The 14,141-nt window shown below is 64.4% G+C and carries 15 protein-coding genes (1 of these 15 running past the window's edge); 11 read left to right on the top strand and 4 right to left on the bottom strand.

Going from position 1 to position 14,141, the window contains the following annotated elements; all coding sequences use genetic code 11:
- Positions 1-89: 89 nt before the first annotated feature.
- The 4 genes from ACVIGB_RS37055 (at position 90) to ACVIGB_RS37040 (ending at position 2,790) form a co-directional block, all read left to right on the top strand.
- The gene (locus ACVIGB_RS37055) at positions 90-932 is read left to right on the top strand and encodes a fumarylacetoacetate hydrolase family protein (protein WP_229169797.1); all 843 of its coding nucleotides are present in this window, start codon (positions 90-92) and stop codon (positions 930-932) included.
- A 146-nt stretch (positions 933-1,078) separates the two neighbouring features.
- Entirely contained in the window at positions 1,079-1,693 is a 615-nt protein-coding gene (locus tag ACVIGB_RS37050) for a glutathione S-transferase family protein (protein ID WP_456718966.1), read from the top strand.
- A 34-nt stretch (positions 1,694-1,727) separates the two neighbouring features.
- Complete coding sequence (locus tag ACVIGB_RS37045; RefSeq protein WP_171947533.1) at positions 1,728-1,901, top strand: hypothetical protein; 174 nt, start codon at positions 1,728-1,730, stop codon at positions 1,899-1,901.
- A 19-nt stretch (positions 1,902-1,920) separates the two neighbouring features.
- Positions 1,921-2,790 carry an MBL fold metallo-hydrolase gene (locus ACVIGB_RS37040; protein ID WP_456718967.1) on the top strand — a complete coding sequence of 290 codons (870 nt, stop codon included), beginning with the start codon at positions 1,921-1,923 and terminating at the stop codon, positions 2,788-2,790.
- A gap of 171 nt (positions 2,791-2,961) precedes the next feature.
- On the opposite strand, the gene ACVIGB_RS37035 is transcribed toward ACVIGB_RS37040, so the two are convergent.
- Entirely contained in the window at positions 2,962-3,504 is a 543-nt protein-coding gene (locus ACVIGB_RS37035; protein ID WP_223974113.1) for a methylated-DNA--[protein]-cysteine S-methyltransferase, read from the bottom strand.
- 154 nt (positions 3,505-3,658) lie between these two features.
- On the opposite strand from ACVIGB_RS37035, the gene ACVIGB_RS37030 reads away from it, so the two are divergent.
- Positions 3,659-4,468, top strand: coding sequence for an alpha/beta fold hydrolase (locus ACVIGB_RS37030; protein ID WP_456718968.1), 810 nt, complete (start codon positions 3,659-3,661; stop codon positions 4,466-4,468).
- A 188-nt stretch (positions 4,469-4,656) separates the two neighbouring features.
- Here the strand turns inward: ACVIGB_RS37030 and ACVIGB_RS37025 are convergent, their stop codons facing one another.
- Positions 4,657-5,112 carry a carboxymuconolactone decarboxylase family protein gene (locus ACVIGB_RS37025; RefSeq protein WP_456724983.1) on the bottom strand — a complete coding sequence of 152 codons (456 nt, stop codon included), beginning with the start codon at positions 5,110-5,112 and terminating at the stop codon, positions 4,657-4,659.
- Positions 5,113-5,222: 110 nt separating this feature from the next.
- Between ACVIGB_RS37025 and ACVIGB_RS37020 the strand changes: the two genes are divergently transcribed.
- The 5 genes from ACVIGB_RS37020 (at position 5,223) to ACVIGB_RS37000 (ending at position 10,771) form a co-directional block, all read left to right on the top strand.
- Positions 5,223-6,089, top strand: coding sequence for a sigma-70 family RNA polymerase sigma factor (locus tag ACVIGB_RS37020; protein ID WP_456718969.1), 867 nt, complete (start codon positions 5,223-5,225; stop codon positions 6,087-6,089).
- Positions 6,090-6,153: 64 nt separating this feature from the next.
- On the top strand, positions 6,154-7,410 hold the full coding sequence (locus ACVIGB_RS37015) for a M20/M25/M40 family metallo-hydrolase (RefSeq protein ID WP_456718970.1): 1,257 nt from the start codon (positions 6,154-6,156) through the stop codon (positions 7,408-7,410).
- A 413-nt stretch (positions 7,411-7,823) separates the two neighbouring features.
- Complete coding sequence (locus ACVIGB_RS37010; RefSeq protein ID WP_456718971.1) at positions 7,824-8,498, top strand: GntR family transcriptional regulator; 675 nt, start codon at positions 7,824-7,826, stop codon at positions 8,496-8,498.
- 55 nt (positions 8,499-8,553) lie between these two features.
- Positions 8,554-9,354, top strand: coding sequence for a phytanoyl-CoA dioxygenase family protein (locus ACVIGB_RS37005; protein WP_456718972.1), 801 nt, complete (start codon positions 8,554-8,556; stop codon positions 9,352-9,354).
- A gap of 109 nt (positions 9,355-9,463) precedes the next feature.
- The gene (locus tag ACVIGB_RS37000) at positions 9,464-10,771 is read left to right on the top strand and encodes an NAD(P)H-dependent oxidoreductase (RefSeq protein WP_456718973.1); all 1,308 of its coding nucleotides are present in this window, start codon (positions 9,464-9,466) and stop codon (positions 10,769-10,771) included.
- Between the two features lie 211 nt (positions 10,772-10,982).
- Here ACVIGB_RS37000 and ACVIGB_RS36995 read toward each other — a convergent pair whose 3' ends face one another.
- The gene (locus ACVIGB_RS36995; protein ID WP_456718974.1) at positions 10,983-12,068 is read right to left on the bottom strand and encodes an NAD-dependent epimerase/dehydratase family protein; all 1,086 of its coding nucleotides are present in this window, start codon (positions 12,066-12,068) and stop codon (positions 10,983-10,985) included.
- A 294-nt stretch (positions 12,069-12,362) separates the two neighbouring features.
- On the opposite strand from ACVIGB_RS36995, the gene ACVIGB_RS36990 reads away from it, so the two are divergent.
- Positions 12,363-13,451, top strand: a complete 1,089-nt coding sequence (locus ACVIGB_RS36990; RefSeq protein ID WP_456718975.1) for a TRAP transporter substrate-binding protein — start codon at positions 12,363-12,365, stop codon at positions 13,449-13,451.
- 217 nt (positions 13,452-13,668) lie between these two features.
- Here ACVIGB_RS36990 and ACVIGB_RS36985 read toward each other — a convergent pair whose 3' ends face one another.
- Positions 13,669-14,141: the 3' portion of a hypothetical protein gene (locus tag ACVIGB_RS36985; protein ID WP_456718976.1), read on the bottom strand. Its footprint extends 154 nt past the window's final position; the window shows 473 of its 627 coding nt (coding positions 155-627); the start codon falls outside the window, past its right edge; it ends in the stop codon at positions 13,669-13,671.

Below are 14,141 nucleotides of genomic sequence, written 5' to 3'. Positions count from 1 at the left end.
TGGCGGTTGAATTTCCCGGCGCGCTGTTCCATGAAGCGTGTCGAGGTATACCAGTAACAATCCTCAAGACACCGTAGGGAGTGATCAACATGAAGCTTGTTCGTTATGGCGAAAAGGGTGCGGAAAAGCCCGGCCTGATCGATAAATCCGGCCAGCTCCGCGATCTCTCGGCCCATCTGAAGGACCTGACCGGCGAAGCCTACACGCCGGAATCGCTGAAGAAGCTTTCCGCCCTCGATCCCGCCTCCCTGCCCGCCGTCTCCGGCAAGCCGCGCTTCGGCGCCCCGGTCACCGGCATCTCGAAGTTCGTCGCGATCGGCCTCAACTATTCCGACCACGCCAAGGAAACCGGCGCTCAGATCCCGACCGAACCGATCATCTTCATGAAGGCGAATACCTCGCTGTCCGGCCCGAACGATGCCGTCGAGAAGCCGCGGGGCTCGACCAAGCTGGACTGGGAAGTCGAGATCGCCGCGATCATCGGCACCCGCGCCAAATACGTCTCGGAAGCCGACGCGCTCAACCACGTTGCCGGCTATTGCGTCTGCAACGACGTCTCCGAGCGCAACTTCCAGACCGAGCGGCTCGGACAGTGGACCAAGGGCAAGTCGCACGACACCTTCGGTCCGGTCGGCCCCTGGCTCGCCACCAAGGACGAAATCGCCGATGTGCAGAACCTGTCGATGTGGCTCGACGTCAACGGTCAGCGCCGCCAGACCGGCTCGACCAAGACCATGATCTTCACGATGGCGAAATGCATCTCCTACGTCTCGCAGTTCATGACGCTGCTGCCCGGCGATATCATCACGACGGGCACTCCGCCCGGCGTCGGCCTCGGTATGAAGCCGCCGACCTTCCTCAATGTCGGCGACGTCGTGACGCTGGGCATCGAAGGCCTCGGCGAGCAGCGCCAGGAAATCGTCGCGGCGTGAGGTCCGGCTAGCGTCACCACCGTCATTGGGAGGAGCGATAGCGACGAAGCAATCCATCTTTCCGCGTGTTCGGAAGCAATGGATTGCTTCGCTTCGCTCGCAATGACGGGAGAGAGATACCCAGCGTATATTTCCAGGGGCCTCCCATGAAACTCACCTTCTCTCCCGCCTCCCCGTTCGCCCGCAAGGTGCGCATCGCAGCGATCGAGCTTGGCCTGATCGACAAGATCGAGCTGGTGCCGGCCAGCGTCGCGCCGGGCACGGCCAACGACGAATATTCCAAGATCTCGCCGCTGAAGAAGCTGCCGGTGCTGATCCTCGACCATGGCGACGTCATTCTGGATTCCTACGTCATCGTCGAATATCTCAACGAGATCGGCGGCGGCCGACTGATCCCGGGCTACGGTCCGCGGCGCTGGCAGCTGAAGACCGACCATTCGCTGCTCAACGGCATGCTCGATTCCATGCTGCTGTGCCGCTACGAGAAGATGGTGCGGCCGCAGGGCTCGTTGTGGCAGGCCTGGTATGACGATCACTGGAACAGGGCCTGGGCCGGCATGGCGCGGTTCGAGAATCGGCCGGATGTTCTCGATGGCTCGTCGTTCGACATCGCGCAGATCGGGCTCGTCTGCGTGCTCGGCTACGCCGATTTCCGCTTTGCCGATTGCGGCTGGCGCAAGGCCTATCCCAAGCTCGACGCCTTCTACCAGAGAATGCTGGAGCGGCCGTCGGTGAAGATCTCGGCACCGCCTGCGGCGTAGCAAGGCCCCGCGTGGGGAAAACGACGATGCGCGAATGCGTCCCCGCCTCTCGATTTTCAGCGCGAGCCTGGCGCTCGCGCTGACCGTCTCCGATCTCGACTTTGTGATGATGATGACGGCAGCCCGGTACAGCCCGCCGGAGCAAGACCTTGCGGCGATGGATATCCTCGCCAACATCAACATTCCCGCCGTGCGCGACGCGCACTGACCTCATCCAAGGAATCACCATGAGCCTGAAATTTGCCGCCGGCGATCTCACCATTCATCGCATTGTCGAGGAGGAAGGGCTGTTCCTGCCCGCGCATGACATGCTGCCCGGACTGACACCGGAGCTGCTCGCGGAGAACCGCGCCTGGATGAAAGCGGCCGGCGCGCTCGATGACAGCGACACGCTGATCCTGGCGTTCCAGTCCTACATCGTGAAGACGCCGCACCACACCATCCTGATCGACAGCTGCATCGGCAACGACAAGCCGCGGCCGGGGCGGCCGAGCTGGAACATGAAGACCGACGACAACTATCTGCGCGGCCTCGCGGCGGCGGGCTTTTCGGTTGGCGACATCGACTATGTGATGTGCACGCATCTGCATGTCGACCATGTCGGCTGGAACACGCGGCTCGAGAACGGCCGCTGGGTGCCGACCTTCCCGAACGCGCGCTATGTATTCGACAAGAGCGAGTTCGACTACTGGACCGAGACCAACGCCAAGGCAGAGGTCCCGCCCTTCGTCGACAGCGTGCTGCCGGTGGTCGAAGCCAGGCGGGCCGAACTGGTCGGCAATGATTTTGCGATCGGCGATCATATGCGCGTGCTGCCGACGCCCGGCCACACGCCGGGTCATGTCGCCTTCACCTTCGGCCGTAGCAAGGATGATGCGGTGTTTGCCGGCGATTTGATGCACTCGCCGATCCAGACGCTCTATCCGGAGTTGTCGCCGAAATTCGACGTCGACCCGGCACTGGCCGCGAAGACGCGGCGCAGCTTCCTCGAGCGCTATTGCGACACCGATACGCTGTGCTGCCCCGCGCACTTCCCCTCGCCGACGGTCGGCAAGATCAGGCGGAAGGGCAACGGGTTCGTGTGTGAGACGGTGTAGCTCTTTTTCTTCACCTCGCCCCGCTTGCGGGGAGAGGTCGGATTGCATCGCAAGATGCAATCCGGGTGAGGGGGTACAGGTCTATCGGCTATCACCGCCTAGCGGTTAGAGCCCCTCACCCCACCCCTCTCCCGTAAAGGACGGGGAGAGGGAGCAGGAAAGACCTGCGCCTCAATCAAACAGGCTCGGCGTGTGGTTCACCACCGCGCCTTCGATCTGCAGCATCTTCAGCTTGGTCACCACGCCGCCATTGGCCGAGAAGCCGCCCGGCTTGTTGCCGGCCGCCAGCACCCGGTGGCAGGGTACCACGATCGGGCACGGGTTGCGGCCCAATGCCTGGCCGACGTCGCGCGACAACTCGACGCCGCCGAGCTGCTTGGCGATATCGCCATAGGTCACGGTCTTGCCCGGCGGAATCTTCCGCGCGATGTCGTAGACGCCGCGGTTGAACTCGGGCACGCCGTCGAGATCGAGCACGATGTCGGCGAGGTCGTTCGGCTTGCCGGCGAGCAGCTCGATCATGCCGTCGATCGCGTGCTGCACCTCGGCCGGCGGCGCCGCCTCGGTGACGTCGCCGTTGCGCTGGAAGATGCGCTTGCGGGTCTTTTCCTCGGTGCCCATCGGCAGCTGCACGGCGGTGACGCCGTGCTCGCCCCAGACGATGCCGCAGGCGCCGATCATGGTTTCGAAGATTGCAAAATGCTGGCCGGTCATGGCTCGCTCCAGATGTTCCTTCATATCGTTTGGGCTCACACATGCGAGCCTGTTGCTGATCTGAAATCTAGGCTTGGAGAATGTTGCTATCCACCCGAATTCCGTGGGAACTTGGGCTAAATCAACAACATCTCCTCCCCTCCGCGAGCCCCAAATGCACAGCCTCCACGTCAACGGTTTCGACATGCCCTATCTCGATATCGGAGAGGGCCCGCCGCTGGTCTGCGTGCACGGCTCGCTGTGCGATTTCCGGATCTGGTCGGCGGTGCTCGGCCCGCTGACACGGCGGCATCGCGTGATCGCGGTCAGCCTGCGGCATTTCTTCCCGGCGCATTGGGACGGCGTTGGCGACACCTATTCGATCGCGCAGCATGTCGACGACGTGATCGCCTTCATCGAGACGTTCGATACCAAACCGGTCGACCTGATGGGGCATTCCCGCGGCGGCCATATCTGCTTCCGCGTCGCGCAGCGGCGGCCCGACCTGCTGCGCAAGCTGATCCTGGCCGAGCCCGGCGGCGAGCTCGACGAGAGCCTTGATCCTGACTTCAAGCCGGGCCCCTCGCCGCTGGCAGCGCGCTTCGCGGCGTGTGCCGCTGAGATCGCCAAGGGCGACATCGACGGCGGCTTGCAGATCTTCATGGACGCGCTCGAAGGGCCCGGCGCCTGGAAGCGAATTCCGGCGACTTCCAAGCAGCTGTTGCGCGACAACGCGACCACCCTGCTCGGCCAGACCCGCGACCAGCGGCCGCCATTCTCGAAAGCCGACGCGGAGGCGATCAAAACGCCGACGCTGTTCATCGGCGGCGCCAACACCAAGGGCGTGCTGCCGAAGGTGCTGCACGCGCTCGCCGCCAATGTGCAGGGCGCGCGCACCGAGATGATCCCGGGCACCACGCATCCGATGTTCGAGCAGGCCCCGCAACGCTATTGCGAGATCGTGCTGGATTTTTTGGCGGGCTAGAGGACCCACGCCTGCTTACCTCGCCCCGCTTGCGGGGAGAGGTCGGATCGCATCGCAAGATGCGATCCGGGTGAGGGGGTACAGATTCATCCACTCGCATCGCTCGCGGAGAGTAGCCCCTCACCCCAACCCTCTAAGAGCGAGCTTCGCTCGTCTCGCCCCCGTAAAGAACGGGGAGAGGGAGAAGATCACACCTTCCAAACACCAACCGGCTGCCGCACGGCGACGTTCAGCCGGTTCCAGACATTGATCGCGGCAATCCCCAGCACCAGGGACGCGAGCTGCTGCTCGTCGAAATGCTTCGCCGCCTCGTCCCACACCGCGTCCGTCACCGGATCCTCGCGGTCGCTGAGCCGGGTCACGGCTTCCGTCAGCGCCAACGCTGCGCGCTCGGCTTCGGTGAAATACGGCGTGTCGCGCCAGGCGCCGACCGCGAACAGCCGCTCATCGGTCTCGCCGACGCGCCTCGCAAGCTTCGGGTGCATGTCGACACAGACGCTGCAGCCATTGATCTGGCTGGCGCGCAGATGGACCAGCTCGAGCAGCTTTTCCGGCAGCGCCGGTTTGGTGCTCTCGCTGAGCGCCTGCAGCGCCTTCATGGCATCGGGAACAACCATCACCGGGTGGTTCATGCGGGCTTTCATCATCTCACTCTCCTGATTTGCCTTTTGACGCCGCCATGCCGATCTGCTGTCACATCGGCCTGGTTTCGTTCGTCATGGCCATGACGGAGCGGACAAAGAGAATGTGACCGATGGACGAGAAAAATTCTCTCACCGAACAGTTCGAGGCCAACCGGCCGCGCTTGCGGGCGGTGGCCTACCGCATGCTGGGCTCGACCGCCGAGGTCGACGACGCCGTGCAGGAGGCCTGGCTGCGGCTCGGCCGCACCGACACTGCTGCCGTCGACAATCTCGGGGGTTGGCTGACCACGGTGATCGCGCGGATCTGCCTCGACATGCTGCGCTCGCGCAAATCGCGCCGCGAAGAGCCGATCGGCCCGCACGTGCCGGAGCCGATCGCGGACAATCCATCCGAGCACGAGACCGAGATGGCTGACTCGGTCGGCGCGGCGCTGCTCGTGGTGCTGGAGACGCTGGCGCCGGCCGAGCGGCTGGCTTTCGTGCTGCACGACATGTTCGCGGTGCCGTTCGAGGAGATCGCGCCGATCGTCGGACGCACGCCGGCCGCCGCGCGGCAGCTGGCGAGCCGCGCCAGACGCCGCGTGCAGGGCGCGCCGCCCGCGCCAGATGCCGATCTCAGCCGGCAGCGCGGCATCGTCGAAGCTTTCCTCGCCGCGTCCCGCAACGGAGATTTCGAGGCGCTGCTTGCCGTGCTCGCGCCCGACGTCGTGGTGCGCGCCGATCAGGCGGCGCAGCGGCTCGGCTCGCTGCCGGTCATCCGCGGCGCCGCGGCTGTCGCCGAAAGCTTCAAGGGACGCGCGCAGGCCGCGAAAGCCGCGCTGGTCGACGGCGAGATCGGCGTCGCCGTCGTTTTTGGTGGCGCGCTGCGTGTCGTGCTGCGAGTCACGATATCTGGCGACAGGATCGCGGCGATCGATGCCACCGCTGAGCCCGCGCAGATCGAAACCTTCGATGTCGAAGTCCTCGATCCGAGTTGATCGCAGCTAGAGGCGGACAGGCTGCGATGCTAGTGTCACCCTGCGCTGTTCAGGGAGGACAATCATGAAACTATCCGTCAAATTGCTTGCGTCGGCCGGCGTGCTTTCGCTCGCCCTCGCCTCCTCCTCCGCCTTTGCTGCCGCGGATGAAAAGCTGCGCGCGGCCGCCGAGCAGGCCCAGCCGGCCGTGATCGAGAGCCTGCACGACATGGTGCTGATCGAGTCGGGCTCCAGCGACGTCGAAGGCCTGAAGAAGATGGCCGACTACACCGAAGCGCGGCTGAAGGCGCTCGGCGCCAAGACCGAGCGGCGCAAGACGACGAAGGGCGCGGGCGCCGACATGGTGATCGGCACCTTTGAGGGCACCGGCAGCAAGAAGCTGATGCTGATCGCGCATATGGATACGGTCTATGAGCACGGCATCCTCGACACCCAACCCTACAAGGTCGACGGCAACAGGATCTACGGGCCCGGCATTGCCGACGACAAGGGCGGCATCGCCGTCATCCTGCATTCGCTCAAGATCCTGAATGATGCGGGCTGGCGCGACTACGCAAAACTCACGGTGTCGTTCAATCCGGATGAAGAGGTCGGATCGATCGGCTCGGGCGAGATCATCGCCGAGCTCGCCGACCAGCACGACGTGGTGCTGTCCTGCGAGCCGACGGTTGCGCCGCCGGTGGCCAAGAACGAGAGCCTGCTGCTCGGCGCCAGCGGCACCGCGACCGGCACGATGGATGTGAAGGGCAAGGCCTCGCATGCCGGCGCCGCGCCGCAGCTCGGCCGCAACGCGCTGCTCGAGCTCGCGCATCAGTTGCTGCAAACTCAGGACGTCGCGAAATCCATCCCGGGCACCCAGCTGAACTGGACCACCGCGAAGGCCGGCACCGTGCGCAACCAGATCCCGGATCACGCCAGCGCCGGCGCCGACATTCGCCTCACCATTCCGGACGGCGTGCAAAAGCTGCAGGCCGCGCTCGACGAAAAGGTGAAGGACAAGCTGATCCCCGACACTGAGGTAACCGTGAAGGTCGCCGCGGGCCGCCCACCGTTCGTGGCAAACGATCGCGGCCGCGCGCTCGCCAAGCAGGGACAGGCGATCTACGCCGAACTCGACCGCACGCTGGATATCGCGGAGATGACCGGCGGCGCGACCGATGCCGGCTACGCTGCGCGCAGCGGCAAGGCCATCGTGGTCGAAAGCTTCGGCCTCGCCGGCTGGGGCTATCACGCCCGCGACGAATACATCGACACCAACTCGATCGTGCCGCGGCTCTATCTGATGACGCGGATCCTGATGGAGTTGGGCAAGGCGAAGTAGCTGGGGGCGCGCAGCGGCATCCGTTGAAACAGCCACGCCAATCTTTAGCGCCGGCACCCGGGGCCACCCCTGTCCCCAACGCTCCCCCACAAGGGGGGAGGCAGCCTGACCCGTGTGCTCACCTCACTTGATTAAACCTCCGCCCGGGTTCACTGGGCGGAGGTGCCACCTCTCCGACGCGACGCGGCTCTCTCCGTTCCCTCCCCCCTTGTGGGGGAGGGTCAGGGAGGGGGGTGCCGCTTGCTCCGCGCTTGATCAGAGCACGATCGTCGGCTGGTATTTGCCTTCTCAGAAATCCTCTTTATTTCAATCACTTAGAATTTCCGCGCATTCCCGCCTTGACCACTTCTGCAACCCGCAGTAGCCTGCATTTCGAACACGGAATTCCGTATTCCAATTTGGATGGTCGGCATATGATCCCGTTGGACCCGCTTCCGAACCTGATCGACCAGGTCTACGGGCGATTGCTCGAAGCGATCATCGACCGCACGCTGGTGCCCGGCCAGCGCATCACCCAGAACGAACTTGCCGATCGGCTCGGCGTCTCGCGCCAACCGATCTCGCACGCGCTGCACCTGTTGCATCGCCAGGGCCTCGTCGCCGAGAGCGGCAAACGCGGCTTCGAGGTGACGCAGCTCGATCCGCAGCGCATCCGCGAGCTCTATGAAGTGCGCGGCGCCATCGATGCGCTGGCGGCGCGGCTTGCCGCGACGCGTGTGAAGGAGGATTCCGCGGCACGTGCGCAGCTCGAAGGCGCGCTGGAAGCCGGGCGCGCGATCGACGACACCGCGCCGCTGGCGCGCCTGATCGCGCTCGACGTCGACTTCCACAGCGCGATCTATCGGCTGGCCGGCAATACCGCGATCGAGGAAATGATCGCGCCGCAATGGCCGCATATGCGCCGCTCGATGGCGACCGTGCTCGCCGAGCTCGATTACCGCGGCAGCGCCTGGACCGAGCACGAGACCATCGCCGCACACATTTTCTCCGGCAACGCCGCCGCCGCTGAGGCCGCCGCGTTGGCCCATGCGCAGACGGCGGGGCAGATGACCGAAGAGAAGCTGAGGGCGATCGACGTGGCGGCGTGAGCAGGACCGTCAAGGCGCCAAGAGCGAAAACCAATAATCAAAGGAGGAAAGCACCATGAAACTGACCCCGGAGCAGATCGAGTTTTTCTACCGCGAAGGCTGGCTGTTCCTGCCCGAGCTGTTCAGCCAGGAAGAGGTCGATTTCCTCGCACGCGAGGCGGTCTCGATCTATGACGCCAACCGCCCCGAGGTGTGGCGCGAGAAGAGCGGTGCGCCGCGCACGGCCTTCGCCGCGCATCTCTACAACGAGGCGTTCGGCCTCCTCGGCGCGCATCCGCGCATGATCGACCCCATCGAGCAGCTGTTCGGTGAGAAGGTCTACATGCATCAGTTCAAGATCAACGCGAAGGCGGCCTTCACCGGCGACGTCTGGCAGTGGCACCAGGATTACGGCACCTGGAAGCGTGACGACGGCATGCCGGAGCCGCGCGCGATGAACATCGCGATCTTCCTCGACGAGGTGATGCCGATCAACGGACCGCTGATGCTGGTGCCGCAGAGCCAGACCGCCGGCGACCTGAAAGCGTCGCACGATCTGGAGACCACGTCCTACCCGCTGTGGACGCTGGACGAAGAGACGGTGACGCGGCTCGTGAAGCAGGGCGGCATCGTCGCGCCGACCGGGAAGCCCGGCGGCATGCTGATGTTCCACGGCAATCTGGTGCACGGCTCGAGCGGCAACATCACGCCCTACCCGCGCAAGATCGTCTATTTGACGCTGAATGCGGTCTCGAACTACATCCGTACCCCGACGCGGCCGGACTACATCGCGCACCGCGACTTCACGCCGATCCAGACGGTGGCCGACGACGCGCTGCTGCGGCTCGCCCGTGCACCGCGGCAGGCGGCGGAGTAATATCCCTGATGTCGTTCCGGGGCGCGCGAAGCGCGAACCCGGAACCTCGAGATTCCGGGTTCGACGCTAGCGCGTCGCCCCGGAATGCCCCTTTTGTTTGGAAAGCAAAATGAACCTGCATCACCTCCTCAAAACCCGCGCCGCTGCCGGCAAGCCGGTTCGCGTCGTCCTGATCGGCGCCGGAAAATTCGGCTCGATGTTCCTGTCGCAGGTGCCGCACACGCCGGGGCTCGAGGTGCCGGTGATCGTCGATCTCGACCGCGACCGTGCGCGCGAGGCCTGCCGCACGGTCGGCTGGGACGACGCGCGGATCGGCGCGACGACCTTTACCGACGACGGCGCGCGCGCGATCGCGGGCGGCGCGTTCGACGTGGTAGTGGAAGCCACCGGCAATCCCGCGGTCGGCATCCGCCATGCCCGCGCGGCGATCGCCGCCGGCAAGCATGTCGTGATGGTCAATGTCGAGGCCGATGTGGTGGCCGGCCCGCTGCTCGCCGAAGAGGCGCGCAAGGCCGGCGTGGTCTATTCGCTCGCCTATGGTGACCAGCCGGCGCTGACGGCAGAGATGGTCGATTGGGCACGCGCGACGGGATTCCGCGTCGTCGCCGCCGGCAAGGGCACGAAATACCTGCCCGCCTATCACGACGTGACGCCGGAAGGTGTGTGGCAGCATTACGGGCTCACATCAGGCGAGGCGCAATCCGCCGGCATGAACCCGCAGATGTTCAATTCCTTCCTCGACGGCACCAAATCCGCGATCGAGATGGCGGCGATCGCCAATGCCTGCACCCTCGACGTGCCGTCGGAGGGCTTGCTGTTTCCGCCCTGCGGCGTCGACGACCTGCCGCATGTGATGCGGCCGCGCGACAAAGGCGGCGTGCTGGAAAAATCCGGCATCGTCGAGGTGGTGTCGTCGCTGGAACGCGACGGCCGTCCGGTGTTTCGTGATCTGCGCTGGGGCGTCTATGTGGTGCTGGAGGCGCCGAACGATTATGCCGCCGATTGCTTCAAGCAGTACGGCCTCAAGACCGACGCGTCCGGCCGCTATGCGGCGATGTACAAGCCATATCATCTGATCGGGCTCGAGCTGAATATTTCCGTGCTGTCGGCGGCGCTGCGCAACGAGCCGACCGGGCAGCCGCGCGGCTTCCGCGGCGACGTCGCAGCGGTGGCGAAGCGCAATTTGCGCGCCGGCGAGATGCTCGACGGCGAAGGCGGCTACACGGTATGGGGCAAGCTGATGCCCGCCGCCGCCAGCCTCGCCGCCGGCGCATTGCCGATCGGGCTCGCGCATCGCGTCAAGCTGAAGAACGATATCGCCCATGGCGCGGTCGTGCGCTGGAGCGACGTCGAGGTCGATGAGAGCAACGACACCATCAAGACGCGTAAAGCGATGGAGAAGGCGTTTTCGCGGTAGCGCTTGCTGTTAGTCCAACGGAGCGACATCCTTCACCTCTCCCCGCCCTTTTGCGGGGAGAGGTCGGATCGCATCGCAGATGCGATCCGGGTGAGGGGCGAGGCACGGTGCTCGACAAGCAGCGAAGTGCTCGCCGGATAGAGGCCCCTCACCCCAACCCTCTCCGTAAGAACGGGGAGAGGGAGAAGAAGAAGAGCGCCCGCTCCAATAACTACGGCAGCAGCCGGTTCGCCTTCGCCAGCTTGAACCATTTGCGGAACATCGCTTCCGTATCCATCATCTCGGTGAAGCCGGCCTGGTTGATCTTCACCGTCGACACGATCGAGGGCGGACCGGATTCAGTCTGTCCGTAGCGCATGCTGTAGTCGGCATATTGAAACGACAGGCCGACGAACTCTTCCAGGCTAGGTGCGATCAGATCGTGCTTGCTGCGCAGCTCGTCCCACAGCGGGATCCATTTCGGATACTCCTTCGCCAGCGACAGCGGCACATTCCGGCCCGGCGCCATCTCGAGCGCATCTGATACCGCGGGCCAGATATTTTCCCAGGTGAAGACGTCGCCGTTGGTGACGTTGAAGGCTTCATTGCGTGCGGTCTCCGCATCGCCCGACCAGGCGATCGCGCGCGCCAAGAGATCGACATCGACCGCCTGCGCGACGCGCGGCGCACCGCCGGGATAATCCAGCGGCCTGCCCTGCGCGCGCAGCACCGCCGCATAGACGCCGAGCGGCGGGATCAGATCCATCGCACCGCCCATGGCTTCGCCGATGATCAGCACCGGGCGCAGGATGCTCCAGTGCCAGCTCTTGCCGCGTTGCAGCTCACGCAGGAAATTCTCCTGCGCCCAATAGAAATTCGGCTGCTCGTACATTTCCGAGCGGCCCTCGCGCGCCGGCACCGTGAGCGGCCGGACGTGCACGCCATAGGCCTTGGTGCCCTGCAAGAGCGCGACATGTTTGAGATCAGGCGCGACGGGCTCGAGCACGCCCATCAGGTTGCGCAGCATGCGGTCATTGGTTTCGATCTGCCCGGCATCGCGCCAGCCATCGACCAGGCTCGGCGCTTCATAGAGCGCGGCATAGATCAGGTGCGTTGCGCCGGCGAGCTCGGCCGCGGCGCGGCGGCAATCCTCGGCGCTGGTGAGGTCGATTCGCACATGCTGCGCGCCGTAGAGATCGCGCGGCTTGCGGCGCGACAGCGCGATGCGCTCGCACTCGCCAGATGCGCCGAAGTGTCGCAAGGCGGCGTTGCCCACGAGGCCGGTCGCGCCGGCGACCACGACTTTCTTGTTGGCCATGTCCTTGAACTCCCATCAACTCACCTGCCGTCGTAGCAGATCACGGCGAGACCGACAGGTATCAGACGAGACCAACAGAGCCGATTTTCCTTCGCAACTGCAACGAAGGCGGGCGCTTGATTTCCTCCGGCAAACGATCATCCTGACCAGTGGAACCGAAAGCTCGGATTTCCACACACAAGAGCCCGTCGAGGGCCACCGGACACATTCACAGCAACGTCGATCGATCGGCGAAGAAAGACGGCACCAAGATCGTTCCCCTTGTCGAGGCATCGGCACACAGGAGGGATACGCATGAAGCGTCGTGATTTCTTGAGGGCAGGCGGCGTCGGGCTGGCTGCGACGGCGGTCGCTGCGCCCGCGGTCGCGCAATCGATGCCGGAGGTCAGGTGGCGGCTCGCGGCAAGCTGGCCGAAGGCGCTCGATACGCTCTATGGCGGCTGTGAATTCTTCTGCAAACGCGTCGCCGAAATCACCGACAACCGTTTCCAGATCCAGTCCTTCGCCGCCGGCGAGATCGTGCCAGGCCTGCAGGTGCTGGACGCCGTCTCCAACGGCACGGTCGAGATGGGCAACACCGCGCTGTATTATTACTGGGGCAAGAATCCCGCCTTCACCTTCGGCACCTCGCTGCCATTCGGCCTCAACACGCGCCAGCATATTTCCTGGCTGCAATGGGGCGGCGGCAGCGAACTGATCAACAACCTGCTTGCGGAATACAACTGCGTCGGCATTCCGACCGGCTCGACCGGCGCCCAGATGGGCGGCTGGTTCCGGAAGGAGATCAAGTCGATGGCGGATTTGCAGGGGCTGAAATTCCGCGTCGGCGGCTTCGCCGGCAACATCATCGCCAAGGTCGGCGGCGTGCCGCAGCAGATCGCCGGCGGCGATATCTATCCGGCGCTGGAGAAAGGCACCATCGACGCCGCCGAGTGGGTCGGGCCGTATGACGACGAGAAGCTCGGCTTCGTCAAGGTCGCGAAATTCTACTACTACCCCGGCTGGTGGGAAGGCACCGGCCAGGGCCACAACGTGCTGAACAAGGACAAGTGGAACGCGCTGCCGAAGCATTATCAGGCCGCGATCCAGGCGGCGTCCGAAGACACCTTCACCTGGGTCACCGGAAAATATGATGCGGTCAATCCGCCGGCGCTGAAGCGCCTGATCGTGGCCGGCGCACAGCTGCGGCCGTTCCCGCAGGAAGTGCTGGAAGCCTGCTACAGCGCGGCCAACGAGATCTATGCCGATCTCGCCAAGTCCAATCCGCATTTCGGCAAGATGTATGCGAGCCTCGCCGCCTATCGCAACGAATCGCTGGCCTGGATGCAGGTGGCCGAACTATCGTTCGACAGCTTCATGATGCGGATGCGCACGCGGACATAACTCCACCACTTCTCCCCGCCTGCGGGGAGAAGTCGGATTGCATCGGAGATGCAATCCGGATGAGGAGGTCTCCGCAGATGACCTCTCACCGGCTTCGGAGCAGCAGCCCCTCACCCCAACCCTCTCCCCGCAAGAGCGGGGAGAGGGAGAAAAGAAAAAAGCCCCGGAGAAATTGTCCGGGGCTTTGTTCTTGATTCGGCTCTGATTCGACTTGCGCTCAGTTGTCGTCGCTGCCGCCGAATTCTTCCATCAGCTTGTCGTAGCTCTTGGTCACGAGATCGATGTTGCCCTTGTTCTCGACCGCGGGCGGCGGCGACTTCAGGGCTTCGTTGAGATCGGCAAGCGCTTCCTTCTTGTCCTTGGCCGACATCTTCTTGTCGGCCTGGACCTGGGCGATCTGCGCCTTCACCACCGCCTCGGGACCGACATACTTCTTGGTCTGCGGATCGAAGCCGCCGAGCACCAGCGAAATATTGTCGACGACGCTGTTGTAGTCGTCATAGCTGGCGAAGCCGTTCTTCTTGGCGATGGCCTCGAGCTGGGCAACGATCTTCGGATCCGGCTTGGCATCCTGGGACAGTTTTGCGGTGATCGGGTCCATTTCCTTGGAGGCCGCGATCGCGCCGTCGATCTGCTTGTCGGTGAGTGCGATCTGCTTGATCGGGGGCGCCTGGTCCTGTGCCGGAGCTG

The sequence above is a fragment of the Bradyrhizobium sp. USDA 4341 genome, from assembly GCF_054063755.1.
Note: the sequence above shows the minus strand (reverse complement) of the source record. Positions and strands in the feature narration are given on the sequence as shown.

Excerpts from the sequence above, each read along its gene's own strand:
- ACVIGB_RS37040 (WP_456718967.1), top strand. The coding sequence starts at position 1,921 with ATGAGCCTGAAATTTGCCGCCGGCGATCTCACCATTCATCGCATTGTC.
- ACVIGB_RS37055 (WP_229169797.1), top strand. The coding sequence starts at position 90 with ATGAAGCTTGTTCGTTATGGCGAAAAGGGTGCGGAAAAGCCCGGCCTG.
- ACVIGB_RS37035 (WP_223974113.1), bottom strand. The coding sequence starts at position 3,504 with ATGACCGGCCAGCATTTTGCAATCTTCGAAACCATGATCGGCGCCTGC.
- ACVIGB_RS37025 (WP_456724983.1), bottom strand. The coding sequence starts at position 5,112 with ATGAAAGCCCGCATGAACCACCCGGTGATGGTTGTTCCCGATGCCATG.
- ACVIGB_RS37015 (WP_456718970.1), top strand. The coding sequence starts at position 6,154 with ATGAAACTATCCGTCAAATTGCTTGCGTCGGCCGGCGTGCTTTCGCTC.
- ACVIGB_RS37000 (WP_456718973.1), top strand. The coding sequence starts at position 9,464 with ATGAACCTGCATCACCTCCTCAAAACCCGCGCCGCTGCCGGCAAGCCG.
- ACVIGB_RS37020 (WP_456718969.1), top strand. The coding sequence starts at position 5,223 with ATGGACGAGAAAAATTCTCTCACCGAACAGTTCGAGGCCAACCGGCCG.
- ACVIGB_RS36995 (WP_456718974.1), bottom strand. The coding sequence starts at position 12,068 with ATGGCCAACAAGAAAGTCGTGGTCGCCGGCGCGACCGGCCTCGTGGGC.
- ACVIGB_RS37010 (WP_456718971.1), top strand. The coding sequence starts at position 7,824 with ATGATCCCGTTGGACCCGCTTCCGAACCTGATCGACCAGGTCTACGGG.
- ACVIGB_RS37045 (WP_171947533.1), top strand. The coding sequence starts at position 1,728 with ATGCGTCCCCGCCTCTCGATTTTCAGCGCGAGCCTGGCGCTCGCGCTG.
- ACVIGB_RS37030 (WP_456718968.1), top strand. The coding sequence starts at position 3,659 with ATGCACAGCCTCCACGTCAACGGTTTCGACATGCCCTATCTCGATATC.
- ACVIGB_RS37005 (WP_456718972.1), top strand. The coding sequence starts at position 8,554 with ATGAAACTGACCCCGGAGCAGATCGAGTTTTTCTACCGCGAAGGCTGG.
- ACVIGB_RS36990 (WP_456718975.1), top strand. The coding sequence starts at position 12,363 with ATGAAGCGTCGTGATTTCTTGAGGGCAGGCGGCGTCGGGCTGGCTGCG.
- ACVIGB_RS37050 (WP_456718966.1), top strand. The coding sequence starts at position 1,079 with ATGAAACTCACCTTCTCTCCCGCCTCCCCGTTCGCCCGCAAGGTGCGC.